Source organism: Caballeronia sp. SL2Y3 (genome assembly GCF_022879575.1).
GTDB lineage: Bacteria > Pseudomonadota > Gammaproteobacteria > Burkholderiales > Burkholderiaceae > Caballeronia.
On the sequence record NZ_CP084260.1, the window covers coordinates 2,202,024 to 2,217,410 of the forward strand.

The window sequence follows — 15,387 nt, forward strand, 5'->3', positions numbered from 1 at the left end:
CTCTATTTTACGAGCAATGCCCGAGAACCCCGCACCATCGACGCCCGATCTGCCCGCCGCGCTCATCGAACGCCGCTTCGAGTTGCGCGACGAAGCCGCGACGCTCGCATTCGGCGAACGGTTCGCGCAGGCCATCGGATACACGCGCGCTCAGACCTCGTCCGAACCATTCCACGGCTTGCAGGTCCAGTTGATCGGTGATCTCGGCGCGGGCAAAACGACGCTCGTGCGCGCGACGCTGCGCGCGCTCGGTCATGCGGGCCGCGTGAAGAGCCCGACCTACACGCTCGTCGAGCCGTATTCGCTCGATGCGCCCGGCGGCCCGCTCGACGTCTATCACTTCGATCTGTACCGCTTCGCCGATCCGGCCGAATGGGCCGATGCCGGCTTTCGCGAGTATTTCGACCGGGGCGCGGTGTGTCTCGTCGAATGGCCGCAGCAAGCGGGCGGCTTGCTCGGCGTGCCGGACCTCGTGTTCGCGCTGACGCTTTCTCACGCCAGCGCACCGACGACGCAGACGAACGAAGAAGAAGGCCGCGTGCTGACCGCGCGGGCGTTTAGCGAAACAGGAAAGACATGTCTCGAAAGATGCTGATCAAGCCGTTCCACTCGATCGAATCGAGCGCGAGCGCGCCGCACAACTGGCGCAGGCGTCAGGTGCTGCGCGCGGGCGCTTCGACGCTGGTGCTCGCGCTCGTCGGCCCGAAGCTCGCGCACGCGAGTTCCGTGCTCGGCGTGCGCGTGTGGCCGGCGCGCGACTACACGCGCGTGACGATCGAATCCGACCAGCCGCTTACGAACAGCAATCAACTGCTTCAGGGACCGGACCGGCTCGTCGTCGATCTGAACGGCATCGATCTGGATCAGGCGCTGCGAGACCTCGTCTCGAAGATCACGCCGAACGACCCGCAGATTCAGGCGGTGCGCGTCGGGCAGTATCAGCCGCATGTGGTGCGCATGGTGTTCGACCTCAAGGGCTCGGTGAAGCCGCAGGTCTTCACGCTCGGACCCATCGGCAGCTACAAGTATCGGCTCGTGTTCGATCTGTATCCGGCCGTCGCGCCCGATCCGCTGATGGAACTGCTCGCGCAGACCGAGCACAAGCAGGAAGCATTCGATCGCGCGAATCCGAATCCGTCCGCGCCGCCGCCCGCCACGCTCTCGGGTCCGGCCACGGCGCAGAAGCCGCTCGCGCACGATTCCACGGACGAGTTCTTCCAGAAGTACGCGGGCAACGACCTGCCCGAAGACGCCGCCAAAGCACCACCCACGGTCAAGCCGCGCGTGCCGCCCGCCGCCGTGCCGCCCGTCATCGCGAAGAAGAGCGACGACGATGACGACAGCCGCTATGCGTTCTCCGCGCCGAAGCAGGACCGCGCGGCCACGACGCGCCTCTTGACCGTGGCAATCGATCCGGGTCACGGCGGCGAAGACCCCGGCGCGATCGGCGGCGCGGGCACGTACGAGAAGCACATCGCGCTCGACATCGCGAAGAAGCTGCGCGCGAAGATCGACGCCCAGCCGAACATGCGCGCGATGATGACGCGCGACGCCGACTTCTTCGTGCCGCTCAACGTGCGCGTGCAAAAGGCGCAGCGCGTCGGCGCTGACCTCTTCGTCTCGATTCACGCGGACGCGTTCACGACGCCCGATGCGCGCGGCTCGTCGGTGTTCGCGCTGTCGGAACACGGCGCGTCGAGCGCGGCGGCGCGCTGGATGGCGAACAAGGAGAACTCGTCGGATCAGGTCGGCGGCATCAACGTGAAGACGCAGGACGCGAGCGTGAACCGCGCGCTCTTCGACATGTCGACCACCGCGCAGATTCGCGATTCGATGCGCTACGGCAGCTTCGTCTTGAACGAGATCGGCGGCATCAACAAGCTGCACAAGGGATCGGTCGAGCAGGCGGGCTTCGCCGTGCTGAAGGCGCCGGATATTCCGTCGATCCTCGTGGAAACCGCGTTCATCAGCAATCCGGACGAAGAAGCGCGCCTGAACGACGACGCGTATCGCGACAAGATGGCCAACGCGATCATGAAAGGCATCAAGCGGTACTTCGCGGCGAACCCGCCGCTCGCGAAGAGCCGCATGACCTGACCGGACGAGCGCGCATGCCTTCGGTCAACGCGCCGCGGGCAGAAACCGCTGCACGAGCCGTCCGCCGAAGACGTTCACCGCCAGCCCCGCCATGACGAGCGCCGCGCCCGCGAATTGCGTGCCGTTCAACGCCTCGCCCAGAAACACCGCCGCCGACGCCAGTCCGATCACCGGCACCAGCAGCGAGAACGGCGCGACCTGCGCCGCCGGATACCGCGCGAGCAGCTTGCCCCACAGGCTATAGCCGACGATGGTCGCGATAAACGAGAGATAGCAGACCGCGAGCACCGACACCATCGGAATGGCCGCGAGGCTCGATTCGATACGCGCCGGTCCTTCGAAGATCAGCGACAGCACGAGAAACGGAATCGGCGGAATGAGGCTCGCCCACACGACGAGCGACAGCAGGTCGACCTTGCCCATGCGCTTGGTCGCGACGTTGCCGAGCGCCCACATCGCGGACGCGCCGAGCGTGAACAGAAAGCCGGTGAGCGTCATCGCGTGGCCGCCGCGCATGCCGATCAGCGCGAGCCCGGCCGCCGCGATCAGCAAGCCCATCACGTTCGCTGCGCGAATGCGCTCGCCGAGGAACATCGCGGCGAAGATCAGCGTGAAGAACGCCTGCGCCTGAAGCACCAGCGACGCGAGCCCCGCCGGCATCCCGACATACATGCCGTAGAAGAGCAGCGCGAACTGCCCGAGCGAAATGGTGAGGCCGTACGCAAAGAGCCAGCGCAGCGGAATCTGCGGGCGCTTGACGAAGAATACGGGCGTCGCGGCGAGCGCGAAGCGCAGCGCGCCGAGCAGCATCGGCGGGACGCCATGCAGCCCGAGCTTGATGACGACGAAGTTCACGCCCCACGCAAAAATAACCACCGTTGCTATCAGCAAATCCTTTGGCGACATCGCCGCTCCCCTCTTTTCGTGCGCGCTATGCGAGCGATCGGACGAGTGTAGCGAAGCGAACCTGCGAAGGATTGTGAAAAACTGCGCTCAACGTGGGTTTAGGAAGCGCAAAGCGAAAAAGCGCCCGCGCCCGTTCCGGGGGCGTGGGCGCTCGGCGACTGACGAAGGCCGCGGCCGGGCGCTTACTTGCTCTGGCCGGACTCCGTGGCCGCGTTGTTGCCCGTTTCGACTGCAGGCGTCTTCTTGGTGCCTCCCGACGCATGCCCCGTATGCCGGTGCGACTTGTGCTTCTTGGTCGTGGTCGTGCCCATGTCGGAACCGCCGCCCGCGCCCGTCGATGCGTCGCCCTGCGCGGCCGTGCCCGAATTGCCGCCCATCGCGGCCGACGAGTTGCCCGACGAAGTCTGTGCAAACGCGCCGGTGGCGGCAGTAGCGCTAAAAACGCCCGCGGCGATGGCGATCAACAGCTTGTTCTTGCTCATTGTTTCTCTCTCCTATCAAGAGTGCGCAAAGCTGCACGCATGCTTCAAAATGCGCGGCCGGTCGCGACCGCACGGAACGGTGAAGGGTTGAGCGCGCGCCCGAACCGCCGACGAGCGCCTGTCTGCGGCCGCCGGTAGAATCGGCGGTTCTGGTGCGCCATTCCGGCGCCCGCCTCTCCCTTCCGGTGACCTGCCATGTCCTCGACGATCCGCGCGCAGTTGAAACCTCATCAACACGACGTCGGCGGCCTCATGGTGAGGCGCGTCCTTCCCGCGCTCGCCGCGCGCACCGTCGGACCCTTCATTTTTTTCGACCATATCGGACCCGCAACCCTCGTGCCCGGCAAGGGCCTCGACGTGCGTCCGCATCCGCATATCGGACTCGCGACGGTCACGTATCTGTTCGACGGCGCGATCATGCACCGCGATAGCGTCGGTTCGGTGCAGAAGATCGTTCCCGGCGACGTGAACTGGATGACCGCCGGGCGCGGCATCGTGCATTCGGAACGCACTCCCGATGAAGAGCGCGCCGCCGGCCAGACTATGCACGGCATCCAGACATGGGTCGCGCTGCCGGTGGCGAGCGAGGAAGTCGAGCCGTCGTTCGAGCATCACCCGGCGGCAACGCTGCCGCAGATCGAGCGCGCGGGCGTCACGCTGCGCGTGATCGCGGGCACGGCGTTCGGCGCCACGGCCCCGACCCGCACGTTCTCGCCGACGCTCTACGTCGCGGGGCACTTCGCGGCCGACAGCGAACTGACGCTCGATACGGAGCACGAGGAACGCGGCGTGTATCTCGTCGATGGCGACCTCGCGATCGACGGCGAAAGCCTGCCCGCGCAGCAGATGGCGGTGCTCGCGCCCGGCGTGCCGGCGAAGCTCGCGAGCGCGAACGGCGCGGTCGTGATGCTGCTCGGCGGCGCACCGCTCGACGGCGCGCGCTTCATCGAATGGAACTTCGTGTCCAGTTCGCGGGACAAGATAGAAGCGGCGAAACTCGCGTGGAGCGAGCAGCGCATGGGCCACGTTCCGGGCGAAACCGAATTCATCCCGCTGCCGCCGCCGCGCCGCGAAGAGCGCGCGCCGGAGGCATGAGACCTGCGGCGCCCAACTGCGAAAAGCATTGAGACACACGCGGATCGTCCCCATCTGACATTTCAGGATAGCTCGCAAGTTTGAGGAGAAACGCATGGATACGACTCTTGCCACATTCGAGAACGACGTCATCAACGCGTCGATGCTCGCCCCCGTGCTCGTCGACTTCTGGGCGCCGTGGTGCGGCCCGTGCAAGACGCTAGGCCCCATGCTCGAACGGCTCGAAGCCGAAGCCGGCGGCGCGTGGAAGCTCGTCAAGGTGAACGTCGACGAGAATCAGGAACTCGCGCAGCACTTTCAGGTGCGCAGCATTCCGCATGTGATCGCGTTCGCGGAAGGCCGGCCGATCGACCAGTTCATCGGCGTGTTGCCCGAAGGCCAGTTGCGCGCCTTCCTCGACAAGCTCGTGCCCGGCGGCGCCGACACCGAACGCCGCGCCGCGCATAACGCGTGGGCGCTCGGCAACCGCAAGGAAGCGATCGACCGGATCAAGGCCGCGCTCGCGCTCGATCCCGGCTACGACGAGGCGCGGCTCGACCTGATCGAATGGCTGCTCGCGGAACGGCGCATCGAGGACGCGAAGGCCGAGGACAAGCTGCTTTCGCCGAAGACGACGCAAGGCATCGACGCGCGCTACAACGCGCTGAAGACGGAGATCGACGCCGCCGAAGCCGCCGCCGCGCTGCCGCCCGCCGACGCGCTGATCGACGCGGTGAACGCGAACCCCGACGATCTGGAGGCGCGCTTTGCGCTCGCGAACCGCCTGATCGCCGGCCGCGACTATGGCGGCGCGCTGGAGCACTTGCTCGCGATCGTCGAGCGCGACCGCAGCTTCATGGACGACGTCGGCCGCAAGACGATGCTTTCCGTGTTCGAGCTCGCGTCGAATCAGCCGGATCTCGTGTCGTTCTGGCGGCGCAGGCTGAGCGCGGCGATCAACTGAAACAGCGAGCAGCAAGATGCAACGGCCAGCCCCAAAGGCTGGCCGTTGTCGTTTGTTCGATCAGGACACTTTCGCCAGTTCGCGCAGCACGAACGCCGCCGCCGCAAAACCGAAGCTCGCGGTCACGCACACGCTCGATCCGAAGCCCGCGCAATTGAGACCGACCGGGCCCGCGTAGCCCGGAGCGGTTTCGAGATGCTCCGCGCCCGCGCTGATGTCGCACGCCGGCGAATCCGGGTAAACGAGCGGCTCGTCCGAATACACCGCGCTCACCTTGAAACGCGCCTTCGGTCCGCGGGCAAACCCGTGCTGCTTGCGCAACTGGCCGCGCACTTTGGAAAGCAGCGGGTCCTGGATGGTGAGCGCGAGATCGTCGATGCGGATGCGCGTCGGATCCAGCTGCCCGCCCGCGCCGCCCACGGTGATGAGCGGCTGCTTCTGCGCAACGCACCACGCGATCAGCGCGGTCTTGGTGCGCACGCTGTCGATCGCATCCACCACGAAGTCGAAGCCGCCGCCGAGCGTCGCGTCGAAATTGCCCGGCTCCACGAAGTCTTCGATCTGCCGGACGTCGCACGCCGGATCGATGAGCGCGATGCGCTCGGCCATCGCGGTGACTTTCGCCTTGCCGTAGTTGCCGTCGAGCGCGTGAATCTGGCGGTTGGTGTTGCTCTCCGCGACGTTGTCGAGATCAATCAGCGTCAGCGTGCCGACCGCGCTGCGCGCCAGCGCTTCCGCGACCCACGAGCCGACGCCGCCGATGCCGATCACCGCGACATGCGCGCGCTGGAACGCCGCGAGCGCGCTCGGGCCGTAGAGACGCGCGATGCCGCCGAAGCGCCGTTCGCGATCGACGGTGTCTTCAACGGGAAGCGTAGCGGTGGCATCGGATGGAGTCATGGCGCTGGGGCAAATGAAAACGAAGCGGCTTGCCGGGGAGCACCGCGCGACAAGGCTTACGCGCGGCTGTCGATTGCACAAAAGATGGCAGTCCGTTCATGCAAAATCCGGCTGGATTGCGTATTCTGCCTTATCGAAACGCAAGACGTGATAGGCGCGCCGAATCTCCGCACCATGGCGTGACGGCAAAAGCGCCGGCTTTGACGCGCGTCATTGTACGAATTTCTTAATCAGGGCAAGAACGTTTTACCTTGGCTATACTGACGCGACTGTAGCGTTCGCATAACATGACGACCCTCGCAGACCTTCGTAAAAACTATTCGCGCGGCGCGCTCGACGCCGCCGACATCGACCCGAACCCCGTGCGTCAGTTCGAAGCATGGTTCGCCCAGGCGCTCGACGCGAAGCTGCCCGAACCCAACGCAATGACGCTCGCCACCGTGAACGCAGAGGGCCGTCCGTCAGCGCGTATCGTGCTCATCAAGGGTGTCGACGAACGCGGTTTCGTGTTTTTCACCAATTACGATAGCCGCAAGGGCCGCGAGTTGGCCGCGAACCCGGCCGCGAGCCTGCTCTTCCACTGGATCGAGCTCGAGCGGCAGGTGCGCATCGAGGGCACGGTCGTCAAGACGAGCGCCGAAGAAAGCGACGCGTACTACGCCTCGCGGCCGCTCGGCTCGCGCATCGGCGCATGGGCGTCGGATCAGAGTCAGCCGCTCGCGAGCCGCGAGGCACTCGAAGCGCGCGAACGCGAGATGACGGCGAAATTCGGCGACGCGCCGCCGCGCCCGCCACACTGGGGCGGCTACCGGCTCGTGCCGGACGCCATCGAATTCTGGCAAGGGCGGCCGTCGCGGCTGCACGACCGCATGGTTTATACGCGCGAAGGCGTCGACGCGCCGTGGCGTATCACGCGGCTGGCGCCGTAAAGCATCGCGGCATGCACGACCCGGTGCACCGTTCGGGACGAATTGTAAGCACAACGTAAAGCGCGCCGCGCTCACGCGGCGCGCAGACAATCAGCCGGCGCAGCAACACGGCAGACGAACATGAAGGCTTCACGCCTTCCACCTTGATTTTCTTAGCGCGGAGAAACAAGCATGTTCTGGGAGAAGAAGCTGACGCAGTGGGTCGAGGAAGTCCGCGAGCAAGCCAACTTGCCCGCGCGCCTCGTGCTGTGGGACGGACAGCAACACGACTTCGGCCGCTTTGCCGCGCCTGCCGTGACGCTGCACGTGAAAAGCGCGACCGCGCTGCCGTATCTGCTGGAACCGAGCCTCGACAATCTGGGCGAGGCGTATGTCAAAGGCAAGATCGATATCGAGGGCAAGCTCTCGGACATCATCAACATCGGCTATTCGCTCGCGAAAAGCACGGTGACGAATGCGAGCAAGCTCGCCCGCGTGCGACGCTACTTCAATCACTCGAAGGCGTCGGACAAGAAGGCCATTCAATATCACTACGACGTGTCGAACGAGTTCTACCAGCTCTGGCTCGACAAGAACATGGTGTATTCCTGCGCGTACTTCGAGAACGGCGACGAAGACCTCGACACCGCGCAGATCAAGAAAATCGACCACATTCTCACGAAGATCCAGGTGCAGCCGGGACATCGGCTCCTGGACATCGGCTGCGGCTGGGGCGCGCTCGTCATTCGCGCGGCGCAGAAATTCGGCGCGAAGTGCGTGGGCGTCACGCTGTCCGAGAACCAGTTCAAGCTGGCGACGCAGCGCGTAAAGGACGCCGGCCTCGAAGGCCAGATCGAAATCCGCCTGCAAGACTATCGCGACGTGGAAGGCCAGTTCGACCGCATCACGAGCGTCGGCATGTTCGAGCACGTCGGGCGCAAGAATCTGCCGGGCTACTTCGCGAAGATGCGTGAACTGCTCGTCGATGACGGCATCGCGATGAACCACGGCATCACGTCGTCGGATGCGGATAGCGGCGAGACGTCGCTCGGCGGCGGCGAGTTCATCGACAAATACGTGTTTCCGGACGGCGAGCTGCCGCATATCAGCCTCGCACTGGAGAGCATGCAGCGCGGCGGGCTCGAAGCGGTCGATGTCGAAAGCCTGCGCCGCCATTACGCGCGCACGCTCGATATCTGGGCCGAGCGGTTCGAGGCGAACGCGGACGAAGCGCGCAAGCTGGTCGATGACGAGAAGTTCCGCATCTGGCGCGTGTATCTCGCCGGCTGCGCGTATGCGTTCGAGAACGACGACGTGTCGCTCTATCAGGTGGTCTGCCGCAAGGCCGGCCGCAGCGCGAAGACGCTGCCGTGGTCGCGGCGCTATATCTACGAGAAGCCGCTCTGAGCCGGGAACCGTCCGCCATCGAAGCAGGCGCGGGCGACGACGAGCAGTGCGATCTGTTTGGCGCGCCTGAGCCTGCGGTCGTTTCGAAGACGCGCGGCGTAGTGCCCGCGCCGTTGAAGCGCGAGCACGAGGACATCGCGAAACGTCTGCCGGAGAGCGTGCATCTCGGCACGTCGACGTGGTCGTTTCCGGGCTGGCAAGGCATCGTGTACGGCGACGCGTACGCGAACAACGCGCTTTCTCGCGACGGCCTCGCCGCCTACGCCGCGCATCCGCTGTTGCGTGGCGTATCCATCGACCGGTCGTTTTACGGGCCGGTATCGGTCGCGCAATACGCGCGGTATGCGTCGCAGGTGCCGGCGCATTTCCGGTTCATCGTGAAGGCGCCCGCGTCAGTCACCGATGCCTTCATTCGCGGCGAGCGCGGACTGCCCGGCGCCGACAATCCCGCTTTCCTGAACGCGCAGATCGCCATCGACGAGTTCGTCGCGCCGTGCGTGAGCGGCCTCGGGGCGAAGGCCGGCGCGCTGGTCTTCCAGTTCCCGCCGCTGCCGGACGCGATGATCGTGGAGCCGTCGCGCTTCGTCGAGCGGCTCGCGTCGTTCCTCGCCGCGTTGCCGCCGCTCGAAGGCGAAGCGTGTTATGCGGTCGAGCTGCGCGACGCGGTCATGCTGACGCCGCGCTTCATCCGCGCGTTGCGCGACGCGAATGTGCGCTACTGCATCGGCGTGCATGCGCGCATGCCGGACGTGCGCCGTCAGGCAAAGGCGCTGGCGCTCTTGGATCAGGAAGAAATGGGACCGCTCGTCGTGCGCTGGAGTTTGCACAGCGGCTTTCGCTATGAACAGGCGAAGGCCAAGTACGAGCCGTTTGACAGAATCGTCGATGAAGACCGCGAGACGCGCGAGGCGCTTGCGGAACTGGCCGCGCGTTATGCCTTCGCGGGCCAGCCGGTGGTCATCGCGGTGAACAACAAGGCGGAAGGCTCCGCCCCGTTGACGTGCTTCGAACTGGCGCGCGGCATCGCGGAACGCTGCGAGCGCGCGCAGTCCGGCTCGCGCGCCGTCACGCCTTGAGGCGATGCGCGAACTTCTCGCGAAACTTCGCGACCTTGGGCCCGACGACCGCCGCGCAATAACCCTGATTCGGATGCTGCGCGAAGAAGTTCTGGTGATACGCCTCGGCCGGATAGTAGTCGTCCCGTAGCGGCGTCACCTCGGTCACGATCTTGCCGCCGTAGACGTCTTCCCGCTGCAGTTCCTCGATGACTTCCTGCGCGATCCTGCGCTGCTCGTCCGAATGCGTGAACACGGCCGAGCGATACTGCGTGCCGACATCGTTGCCCTGACGGTTGAGCTGCGTCGGATCATGCGTCGCGAAGAAAATTTCGAGAATCTCGCGATAGCCGATGACCTCGGGATCGAACACGACCTTCACGACTTCCGCGTGCCCGGTGTCGCCGTCGCACACTTGCTCGTACGACGGATTCGCCACCTGGCCGCCCGCGTAGCCGGATTCGACGGACTGCACGCCCTCCACCGCCAGAAACACGGCTTCGGTGCACCAGAAACAACCGCCGCCGAGCGTCGCGGTTTCGAGTCTCGCTTGCTGGTTCATGCCTGCTCCTCTCAAGTGCAGCGGCCACGCCGCGGACCATCCATATTGATGCGCGAAGCCGCTTATTCAATGCCGCCGAGCTTACCGGCTTTTACAAAGCGGCGTTGCCCACATTGCCGGTACTGGCTTATGGCGGCTCGAAGCAGCCGATTCCGCTAGAATCGAGTCAATCTCCAGCTTTTACACGGCTTCAAAAAGGTTCGTCCGACTCGAGCGCGACATTCAGCACGACACTCGGCCTGTTCGGTGCCACAAGACCTATTCGATCGCCCACTTGCCCGATGAAACGCGCCAGAACTCCGAACTTCGATCCCACCGCGTTCCGCGCCGCGCTCGGCCAGTTTGCGACAGGCGTCACCGTCATCACGACGCGCACGGATTCCGGCCAGTTGATCGGCATCACCGCTAGCTCGTTCAATTCCGTTTCGCTCGATCCGCCGCTCGTGCTGTGGAGTCTCGCGACGCGCTCGGCGTCGATGCCCGTGTTTCGCGCGAACAGTCATTACGTCATCAACGTGCTGGCCGCTTCGCAACTGGACCTGTGCCGACGCTTCGCGACGGTCAAGGGCGACCGCTTCGCGGGCGTCTCGCACGCGGCGGGCGACAGCGGCATGCCGGTGCTGGACGGCGCGCTCGCCTGGTTCGAATGCCATAACCGCAGCCGCTATGACGAAGGCGATCACGTGATCTTCGTCGGCGAAGTGGAACGCTGCGGCGTGCGCGAAGACGCCTCCGAGGTCGCGCCGCTCGTCTTTCAGGCGGGCGGCTTCCATTCGCTCGGGCCGCTGGAATAACGCCGGCTCAGGCGCCGCGCGCCGGCTGCTCGATGAGCGCGACCGGCACGCCCGCGTCGTCCTTCATGGTTTGCAGCACGATATTCGAGCGGATGTCGATCACGCCCGGCGCCTTGTACAGCTTCGTCAAAATGAAATCGGAGTAGTGCTTGAGATTGTGCGCCAGCACGCGCAGCACGTAATGCGTGTCGCCGGTCACGACGAACGCGCCGACCACTTCCGGCCACTCGCGCACCGCCGCCGCGAACTTCTCGTGCCAGTTCTCCTGATCGTTGCGCATGGAGACGTGCACGAACGCCTCCAGTTCGATCCCCAGCCGCTCGCGGTCCAGACACGCGCGATAACTCGCGATCACGCCCTCCTCTTCCAGCAGGCGCATGCGCCGCAGGCACGCGGAAGGCGACAGCGAAATGCGCTCCGCGAGGTCCAGGTTACTGATCCGTCCATCTTCCTGCAGCACCGCCAGAATTCGGCAATCCGTTGCATCGAGCGTGAATCCGGTCACTTTTGAGTCTCCTAGCCCGTTTCCTCGAATTATGTTCTGGCCACAAACCTTTTGGGTGGTTATTTTGCAATCACTTTCCAAGATAACGCGGCTATGATTTGACGCATCTCCACGCTCTCTGCTAGGCCGCCATGACGCTCATCGACATCTCGCCGCCGATCGCCGCCGCGACGCCGGTCTGGCCGGGCGACACGCCTGTCGGCATCGAGCGCGTCTGGCGGATGGAAGCCGGCTCCCCGGTGAACGTCGCGCGTCTCACGCTTTCGCCGCACACCGGCGCGCATGCCGACGCGCCGCTGCACTACGACGAACACGGCGCGGCAATCGGCGAGGTCGCGCTGGAGACGTACATCGGCGCGTGCCGTGTCGTGCATTGCATCGGCGCTGCGCCTGTCGTCACGCCCGAGATGATCGCGCCGCATCTCGACGACGCACCGCCGCGCATCCTCATCCGCACCTATGACCGCGCGCCGCTCGACGCATGGGACAGCGCGTTCTGCGCGGTCGCGCCGCAAACCATCGACCTGCTCGCGGCAAAGGGCGTGAAGCTCGTCGGCATCGACACGCCTTCGCTCGATCCGCAGGAGTCGAAGACGATGGACGCGCACCGCCGCATTCGCGCACACGGCATGGCGATTCTCGAAGGACTCGTGCTCGATGCCGTCGCGCCCGGCGATTACGAACTGATCGCGCTGCCGCTCAAGTTCTCGACGCTCGACGCTAGCCCCGTGCGCGCCGTTCTGCGCCGGCTTCCCTGAATCTTCCCCGAACACATGGACTTTTCGATGAAATCTCGTGACGACGCCGCCGCCCTCGACCGCGACGACCCGCTCGCCCGCCTGCGCGACCAGTTCGCGCTTGCCGACGGTGTCATTTATCTCGACGGCAATTCGCTCGGCGTGCCGCCCAAAGCCGCCGCCGCGCGCGCCGCGAGCGTGATCGGCAGCGAATGGGGCGAAGGGCTGATTCGAAGCTGGAACACGGCGGGCTGGTTCGCGCTGCCGAAGCGCCTCGGCAACAAGCTGAGTTCGCTGATCGGCGCAGAAGAAGATGAAGTCGTCGTGACGGACACTATTTCCGCGAATCTCTTCAAGGTGCTCTCCGCCGCGCTGAAGCTCGCGAACGAGCGCGACCCGAAGCGCCGCGTGATCGTCTCCGAATGCTCGAATTTTCCGAGCGATCTCTACATCGCGCAGGGCTTGATCGAGCAGCTGGATCGCGGTTACGAACTGCGTCTCGTCGACGATGCCGCCCACCTGCCCGCCGCGATCGACGAAAACACGGCCGTCGCGATGATCACGCACGTCAATTACCGCACCGGCGCCATGCACGACATGGCCGCGCTGACCGAGACGATTCATCGCGCGGGCGCGCTCGCGGTGTGGGACCTCGCGCATTCGGCGGGCGCGGTGCCGGTGGATCTCAACGGCGTCGGCGCGGACTACGCGGTCGGCTGCACGTACAAGTATCTGAACGGCGGCCCGGGATCGCCCGGCTTCGTCTGGGTGCCGAAGCGTCACCAGAACGCGTTCTCGCAGCCGCTTTCCGGCTGGTGGGGCCACAAAAAACCGTTCGAGATGGACCCGGTGTATCGCCCGGACGACGGCATCGGCCGCTTTCTCTGCGGCACGCAGCCGATCGTTTCGATGGCGCTCGTCGAATGCGGACTCGACGTGTTCCTGCAAACCGACATGCAGGCGCTGCGGCGCAAGTCGCTGGCGCTCGGCGATGCGTTCATTGCGCTCGTGGAAGCGCGGTGCGGCGACTTTCCGCTCACGCTCGCGACGCCGCGCGACCACGCACGGCGCGGCTCGCAGGTGAGCTTCGAGCATCCGCACGGCTACGAAGTGATGCAGGCGCTGATTACGCGCGGCGTGATCGGCGACTATCGCGAGCCGGGCATTCTGCGCTTCGGCTTCACGCCGCTCTACACGCGTTTCGTCGATGTGTGGGATGCGGTCGAGGTGCTGCGCGACGTGCTCGCGACCGAAAGCTGGCGCGCGCCGGAGTTCGCCGAACGCGCGTCGGTGACCTGAGGACTGAGATGATGAGCGAAACCCAAGGTTGTCCGTTCGGCCACGGCAAGGCGGCGGCGCAAGAGAATGAAGGTTGGCACGACGCGCAGCTCGATTTCTCGGATTCGATGAGCTATGGCGACTATCTCGGCCTCGATTCGATTCTGACCGCGCAGCATCCGCTCTCGCCGGATCACAACGAGATGCTGTTCATCGTGCAGCATCAGACGAGCGAGCTATGGATGAAGCTCGCGCTGTACGAATTGCGCGCGGCGCTCGGCGCGGTGCATCGTGACGAATTGCCGCCCGCGTTCAAGATGCTCGCGCGCGTGTCGCGCATCTTCGAGCAACTCGTGCAAGCGTGGAACGTGCTCGCGACGATGACGCCTTCCGAGTACACCGCGATGCGGCCGTATCTGGGCGCGTCGTCGGGGTTTCAGTCGCATCAGTATCGGCAGATCGAGTTCATGCTCGGCAACAAGAACGCGCAGATGCTCAAGCCCCACGCGCATCGGCCGGAAATACTCGGCGAGGTGCGCGCGGCGCTCGAAGCGCCCTCTTTCTACGACGAAGTGATTCGTCTGCTCGCGCGACGCGGCTTCGAGATCGATCCCGCGCGCCTCGAACGCGACTGGACGCAGCCGACCACGCACGACGCGTCAGTCGAAGCCGCGTGGCTCGCGGTGTATCGCGAGCCGTCGAAGCATTGGGAACTGTATGAAATGGCGGAAGAACTCGTCGATCTCGAAGACGCGTTCCGCCAGTGGCGCTTCCGTCATGTGACAACCGTCGAGCGCATCATCGGCTTCAAGCAGGGCACGGGCGGCACGGCGGGCGCGTCGTATCTGCGCAAGATGCTCGACGTCGTGCTGTTTCCGGAGCTTTGGCACGTGCGCACGCTGCTCTGAGCGTTCACCGTTCACCGTTCAAGCGAGCCGCGCGGCCAGCGCCCGCAGCTTCGGGCCGATGGTTTCGCGGAAATACGCCTCGTCCATCGACGAAGCCGGGCCGCTGCTGCTCAACACGAGCCAGCGGCCATTGCGCTCGTCGCGAAACGGCGCGGCGATCGCGTTCACGTCGTCGTGCCATTCGCGAAACGAGTAGCAACAGCCGTCGCGGGCGTAGTCTTCGATCGCGCGCTCGGCCGCCGCGACGCGCGCTGCGCCTTCCGCTTTTCCCAGTTCTTCCAACAGCGCCGCCCGCGCGGCCGGCTCCTGCACCGCGAGATACGCGCGGCCCATCGAGCTCGTGAGCATCGAAAGGCGCGAGCCGGGTGCAAGCCCGAGCGTCAGCGCGGTCTCGCTGCGGATCGTTTCCAGATAAATCATGTCGAGCCCGTCGCGGCAGCCGAGCGACACCGCCGCGCCGATCTCTCGCGCGAGCGCGCGCATGTGCGGCCGCGCGAGTTCGAGCGTGTCCGCGCCCGCGAGCAGCGCGAAGCCCAGCGACAGCACGCCGGTGTCGAGCGCGTACTTGCCGGCGGCTTCGTCGAAACGCAGATAGCCGAGCGTCGCGAGCGTGTACGCGAGGCGATTGACGGTCGCCTTCGGCAAGCCGGTCCGCTCGACGAAATCGCGGTTGGCGAGCAGCGTGTCGCCCGGGCGAAACGCGCGCAACATATCGAGACCGCGTGCAAGCGCGACGACGAACCGCCGCTCGTCGATGCCTTCGGGCGGCGTCTTCGCGGGGGCGTATGAGTTGGAATCGGCTTGCATCGA

General features: G+C 65.4%; 17 protein-coding genes. 11 read left to right on the forward strand and 6 right to left on the reverse strand.

The genetic code is table 11. From position 1 onward, the window contains the following. Positions 1-16 precede the first annotated feature (16 nt). Positions 17-595: a tRNA (adenosine(37)-N6)-threonylcarbamoyltransferase complex ATPase subunit type 1 TsaE gene (gene tsaE / locus LDZ26_RS10360; protein WP_244847166.1), complete on the forward strand. Its 579-nt coding sequence runs from the start codon at positions 17-19 to the stop codon at positions 593-595. Continuing rightward, on the forward strand, positions 577-2,097 hold the full coding sequence (locus tag LDZ26_RS10365; protein ID WP_244847167.1) for an N-acetylmuramoyl-L-alanine amidase: 1,521 nt from the start codon (positions 577-579) through the stop codon (positions 2,095-2,097). The genes tsaE and LDZ26_RS10365 overlap by 19 nt, the downstream gene beginning before the upstream one ends. Before the next feature lie 24 nt (positions 2,098-2,121). Here the strand turns inward: LDZ26_RS10365 and LDZ26_RS10370 are convergent, their stop codons facing one another. Continuing rightward, the gene (locus LDZ26_RS10370; protein WP_244847168.1) at positions 2,122-3,003 is read right to left on the reverse strand and encodes an EamA family transporter; all 882 of its coding nucleotides are present in this window, start codon (positions 3,001-3,003) and stop codon (positions 2,122-2,124) included. A gap of 182 nt (positions 3,004-3,185) precedes the next feature. Beyond that, entirely contained in the window at positions 3,186-3,485 is a 300-nt protein-coding gene (locus LDZ26_RS10375; RefSeq protein WP_244847169.1) for a hypothetical protein, read from the reverse strand. A gap of 195 nt (positions 3,486-3,680) precedes the next feature. On the opposite strand from LDZ26_RS10375, the gene LDZ26_RS10380 reads away from it, so the two are divergent. Together LDZ26_RS10380 and trxA are read left to right on the forward strand one after the other, a co-directional pair. Further along, positions 3,681-4,580, forward strand: coding sequence for a pirin family protein (locus tag LDZ26_RS10380; RefSeq protein ID WP_244847170.1), 900 nt, complete (start codon positions 3,681-3,683; stop codon positions 4,578-4,580). A 94-nt stretch (positions 4,581-4,674) separates the two neighbouring features. Beyond that, positions 4,675-5,523, forward strand: a complete 849-nt coding sequence (trxA, locus tag LDZ26_RS10385; RefSeq protein WP_244847171.1) for a thioredoxin — start codon at positions 4,675-4,677, stop codon at positions 5,521-5,523. Between the two features lie 60 nt (positions 5,524-5,583). Here trxA and LDZ26_RS10390 read toward each other — a convergent pair whose 3' ends face one another. Continuing rightward, on the reverse strand, positions 5,584-6,423 hold the full coding sequence (locus LDZ26_RS10390) for a ThiF family adenylyltransferase (protein WP_244847172.1): 840 nt from the start codon (positions 6,421-6,423) through the stop codon (positions 5,584-5,586). A 287-nt stretch (positions 6,424-6,710) separates the two neighbouring features. Here LDZ26_RS10390 and pdxH point away from each other — a divergent pair, with 287 nt between their 5' ends. The 3 genes from pdxH (at position 6,711) to LDZ26_RS10405 (ending at position 9,814) form a co-directional block, all read left to right on the forward strand. Then, on the forward strand, positions 6,711-7,352 hold the full coding sequence (gene pdxH, locus LDZ26_RS10395; RefSeq protein WP_244847173.1) for a pyridoxamine 5'-phosphate oxidase: 642 nt from the start codon (positions 6,711-6,713) through the stop codon (positions 7,350-7,352). 171 nt (positions 7,353-7,523) lie between these two features. Further along, positions 7,524-8,738: a cyclopropane-fatty-acyl-phospholipid synthase family protein gene (locus LDZ26_RS10400; protein ID WP_244847174.1), complete on the forward strand. Its 1,215-nt coding sequence runs from the start codon at positions 7,524-7,526 to the stop codon at positions 8,736-8,738. Continuing rightward, entirely contained in the window at positions 8,735-9,814 is a 1,080-nt protein-coding gene (locus LDZ26_RS10405) for a DUF72 domain-containing protein (RefSeq protein ID WP_370650674.1), read from the forward strand. Before LDZ26_RS10400 ends, LDZ26_RS10405 begins: the two co-directional genes overlap by 4 nt. On the opposite strand, the gene msrA is transcribed toward LDZ26_RS10405, so the two are convergent. Beyond that, a complete protein-coding gene (msrA, locus tag LDZ26_RS10410; protein WP_244847175.1) occupies positions 9,804-10,355 on the reverse strand; it encodes a peptide-methionine (S)-S-oxide reductase MsrA in 552 nt (183 codons plus the stop codon). The genes LDZ26_RS10405 and msrA overlap by 11 nt on opposite strands. A 281-nt stretch (positions 10,356-10,636) precedes the next feature. Between msrA and LDZ26_RS10415 the strand changes: the two genes are divergently transcribed. Beyond that, positions 10,637-11,149: a flavin reductase family protein gene (locus LDZ26_RS10415; RefSeq protein ID WP_244847176.1), complete on the forward strand. Its 513-nt coding sequence runs from the start codon at positions 10,637-10,639 to the stop codon at positions 11,147-11,149. Positions 11,150-11,156: 7 nt separating this feature from the next. On the opposite strand, the gene LDZ26_RS10420 is transcribed toward LDZ26_RS10415, so the two are convergent. Next, on the reverse strand, positions 11,157-11,654 hold the full coding sequence (locus LDZ26_RS10420) for an Lrp/AsnC family transcriptional regulator (RefSeq protein ID WP_175944902.1): 498 nt from the start codon (positions 11,652-11,654) through the stop codon (positions 11,157-11,159). Positions 11,655-11,785: 131 nt separating this feature from the next. Between LDZ26_RS10420 and kynB the strand changes: the two genes are divergently transcribed. The 3 genes from kynB to kynA are packed head-to-tail and all read left to right on the forward strand — an operon-like array spanning position 11,786 to position 14,577. Then, positions 11,786-12,412 carry an arylformamidase gene (gene kynB, locus LDZ26_RS10425; RefSeq protein ID WP_244847177.1) on the forward strand — a complete coding sequence of 209 codons (627 nt, stop codon included), beginning with the start codon at positions 11,786-11,788 and terminating at the stop codon, positions 12,410-12,412. Between the two features lie 27 nt (positions 12,413-12,439). Further along, the gene (gene kynU, locus LDZ26_RS10430) at positions 12,440-13,690 is read left to right on the forward strand and encodes a kynureninase (RefSeq protein ID WP_244847178.1); all 1,251 of its coding nucleotides are present in this window, start codon (positions 12,440-12,442) and stop codon (positions 13,688-13,690) included. 11 nt (positions 13,691-13,701) lie between these two features. Then, positions 13,702-14,577 (forward strand): tryptophan 2,3-dioxygenase, encoded by an 876-nt coding sequence (gene kynA, locus LDZ26_RS10435; RefSeq protein ID WP_244847179.1) that lies wholly within the window; start codon positions 13,702-13,704, stop codon positions 14,575-14,577. Between the two features lie 18 nt (positions 14,578-14,595). Here the strand turns inward: kynA and LDZ26_RS10440 are convergent, their stop codons facing one another. Continuing rightward, positions 14,596-15,384 (reverse strand): IclR family transcriptional regulator, encoded by a 789-nt coding sequence (locus LDZ26_RS10440; RefSeq protein ID WP_244847180.1) that lies wholly within the window; start codon positions 15,382-15,384, stop codon positions 14,596-14,598. Positions 15,385-15,387 lie beyond the last annotated feature (3 nt).

Coding starts and splice junctions, on each gene's coding strand:
- trxA (WP_244847171.1), top strand. CDS start 4,675: ATGGATACGACTCTTGCCACATTCGAGAACGACGTCATCAACGCGTCG.
- tsaE (WP_244847166.1), top strand. CDS start 17: ATGCCCGAGAACCCCGCACCATCGACGCCCGATCTGCCCGCCGCGCTC.
- LDZ26_RS10400 (WP_244847174.1), top strand. CDS start 7,524: ATGTTCTGGGAGAAGAAGCTGACGCAGTGGGTCGAGGAAGTCCGCGAG.
- LDZ26_RS10375 (WP_244847169.1), bottom strand. CDS start 3,485: ATGAGCAAGAACAAGCTGTTGATCGCCATCGCCGCGGGCGTTTTTAGC.
- kynA (WP_244847179.1), top strand. CDS start 13,702: ATGAGCGAAACCCAAGGTTGTCCGTTCGGCCACGGCAAGGCGGCGGCG.
- LDZ26_RS10440 (WP_244847180.1), bottom strand. CDS start 15,384: ATGCAAGCCGATTCCAACTCATACGCCCCCGCGAAGACGCCGCCCGAA.
- LDZ26_RS10380 (WP_244847170.1), top strand. CDS start 3,681: ATGTCCTCGACGATCCGCGCGCAGTTGAAACCTCATCAACACGACGTC.
- kynB (WP_244847177.1), top strand. CDS start 11,786: ATGACGCTCATCGACATCTCGCCGCCGATCGCCGCCGCGACGCCGGTC.
- LDZ26_RS10370 (WP_244847168.1), bottom strand. CDS start 3,003: ATGTCGCCAAAGGATTTGCTGATAGCAACGGTGGTTATTTTTGCGTGG.
- LDZ26_RS10390 (WP_244847172.1), bottom strand. CDS start 6,423: ATGACTCCATCCGATGCCACCGCTACGCTTCCCGTTGAAGACACCGTC.
- LDZ26_RS10365 (WP_244847167.1), top strand. CDS start 577: ATGTCTCGAAAGATGCTGATCAAGCCGTTCCACTCGATCGAATCGAGC.
- pdxH (WP_244847173.1), top strand. CDS start 6,711: ATGACGACCCTCGCAGACCTTCGTAAAAACTATTCGCGCGGCGCGCTC.
- kynU (WP_244847178.1), top strand. CDS start 12,440: ATGAAATCTCGTGACGACGCCGCCGCCCTCGACCGCGACGACCCGCTC.
- msrA (WP_244847175.1), bottom strand. CDS start 10,355: ATGAACCAGCAAGCGAGACTCGAAACCGCGACGCTCGGCGGCGGTTGT.
- LDZ26_RS10415 (WP_244847176.1), top strand. CDS start 10,637: ATGAAACGCGCCAGAACTCCGAACTTCGATCCCACCGCGTTCCGCGCC.